Source organism: Singulisphaera rosea (assembly GCF_054877945.1).
On sequence record NZ_JBTYIP020000074.1, the window covers coordinates 1 to 2,400 of the forward strand.

General features: G+C 56.8%; 3 protein-coding genes. All 3 read left to right on the top strand.

The window, feature by feature from the left end; all coding sequences use genetic code 11:
• On the top strand, window positions 1–868 hold an 868-nt coding region (locus tag ACYOEI_RS40955; protein ID WP_462856455.1), incomplete at its 5' end, for an ISH3 family transposase.
• A 127-nt stretch (window positions 869–995) separates the two neighbouring features.
• Window positions 996–1,661 carry a polymorphic toxin-type HINT domain-containing protein gene (locus tag ACYOEI_RS40960; protein ID WP_462856457.1) on the top strand — a complete coding sequence of 222 codons (666 nt, stop codon included), beginning with the start codon at window positions 996–998 and terminating at the stop codon, window positions 1,659–1,661.
• Window positions 1,662–1,669: 8 nt separating this feature from the next.
• A complete protein-coding gene (locus ACYOEI_RS40965) occupies window positions 1,670–2,032 on the top strand; it encodes a hypothetical protein (protein ID WP_462856456.1) in 363 nt (120 codons plus the stop codon).
• The last annotated feature ends 368 nt before the right edge of the window (window positions 2,033–2,400 follow it).

A 2,400-nucleotide genomic window follows, 5' to 3' on the forward strand; every position in this document is an offset into this window, starting at 1 on the left:
CCTCGACATGACCTTGCTCCCCTACTACGGGGCCGAGGCCCGGACCGACCCCGAAGTCTACCGCAGCAAGCCCAAGCGCGGGACCAGCTCCTTCTACGCCTATGCCACCGCCTATGTCGTCCGCAAAGGTTTCCGCTACACGGTGGCCCTCACCGCCGTCGTCCGCGACCAGGCCCTGGCCGACGTCGCCCGCGAGCTACTCGCCCAGGTGCGCAAGGCCGGGATCGAGGTCAAGTTCCTGCTCCTCGACCGCGAATTCTTCTCCGTCGAGGCGATCCGCTACTTCCAGGCCTCACGTCATCCGTTCTTGATGCCGGTGGTGGGCCGGGGCCGCAAGGCGGACCATCCCCTGGGGCCGAGCGGCTCGCGGGTGTTCAAGTACTGGAAGCGGAGCGGGTGGTCCGAGTACACGATGACCGACGCCAGGAAGCGGAAGGCGACGGTGGAGATCTGCGTCAAGTGCCGGAACCGTCGCGGCGAGCGCGGCGAGAGGGGCCGCGAGGCGTTGGCGTATGCGTTCTGGGGATTCAAGCCGAAGGGATTCGACTGGGTGAAGGACACCTATCGGACGCGCTTCGGGATCGAGACGAGCTATCGCCTGATGAACCGGGCCCGGATCCGGACGACGTCGCGACGGTTCGAAGTGCGGTTCCTCTACGTGGCGATCGCTTTCCTGCTGGTCAACTTGTGGGTGTGGCTGCACCACGCGGTATTGTCGAGCCCGCGTCGAGGTGGGATGAGGTTGAATCCGTCGCGGTTGAGGCTGGAGGTGATGCTCCTGTGGCTCCAGGATGTGGTGGTCGAGATGTTTGGGCTTGTCAGAGAGGTGTCGATCGAAAGGCAACCACCGCCACTAGTTACACTATAGAATCCTAATGCCATAGCATCCGAAGTACTGAGATTATGATCCGGATCATCCTGTCGTCGCTCGCCGAGTCCTGGGCCTTTATCAAGGATACTCGCCACTCTTAGGAATTCTCGTCTGCGGTCGTCTGATCCGGACAACGGCCAAACACCCCTTCTGGGTCCAGGGTCGAGGTTGGACGGATGCGCAGCATCTGAAAATTGGTGATCACCTTCGGACCCATCTCGGCCGTTCGGTGGTCGTGGAGTCTCTCGAATACGAATTGAACTCGACAACGGTTTACAATTTCGAGGTAGAAGAATACCATACCTACTTTATCGGCAAGGAGTCATGGGATTTTTCGGTCTGGTCGCATAACGATCCGCTTAAGATACTGAATCCATGTTTCGTGCCGATGAACGCTGCGCCAAGCAAAGGGATTAGCCGATTTCCCGAATGGAAAGCTGGCGATCCAATCACCAAACTCACACCAGAAGGCAACTATCCAAGCTGGCAAGCCATTCGAGAGCGTTATTGGCAAAATCGGGCGGCATCAGCGATGCCGGGCGAATTCGGCCCGTCCAATATCGGAGCAATGAGGCAAGGTGCTGCTCCTTCCGCTCGTGTTCTTGTACGGGACAATGCGACCGGCCAAATTCGGGAAATTCGTGCCGTCAAAGAGTTGCATCATGCTCGTGGAGGAAGGGGCGTACCGGACTATGATACACCCAGAGATCTGCGAGAGGTATGGCCGTGGGAGCATGCAGCGATTGATCCCTCACGGCGACTCGATTACACCTTTTTTGGTTTTAGATGAGAGCTAACATGGACTACGACGACGCATACGAAACACTAATTGCTGTCGGGCGGAAGTATGGATTCCGGCCAGACATCCCATTGGAGGCGGAGGATTTCTTTCGTGATTTGGTGTCATTGTATTCAGGTTCAATTGGGGGGCTTGCCGCTTGGCTAGAGGATCAGGTGATCGAGTTTTACCGCTCACTCGTGAATCCTCCTAAGTGGCTCCAAGACCCAGAATGGCCTTTTTTTGGTGGTAAGCCAATGCAGTTTGTGGGGCAAGTGGATTTGCCTGAAGGTTCAACGCTGCTGCTGCGTCACAACGCCTCTTACTACGTGTTTTTGGATTACAACACCGGAAGCACCAAGGTTATCGTACAGGCAGATTGAACGTTGATGGACCGAGCACATCAAACCACCCCGTCGGCCCTCCTTCCCATCCCTCACCCCGACCACTCGAAAACGAGCGGCACAAAGGACAGGCATTGCAATCTTAGGGCCAGCTTCTTGACGGTTGGTATCTTTGTGGTTTGTGTTCAAAAGAACACTTCGGGAGGCCCTTCCGATGACGATAGCGCGTGCTCATTTGGTGGGTCCGACCGTCACCCGGTTGGTATCACTACGTCACGAGCTGAGAGGCTATCCGGTAATCCGAAAATTTCGTAACCTACGCCTGTAGAAGGAGTCAGGCCGATCGACATCTGTCCGAGGATTATTCCCATGCGTAAGTCCTATCCCTCCGACCTCAGCGACGAGCA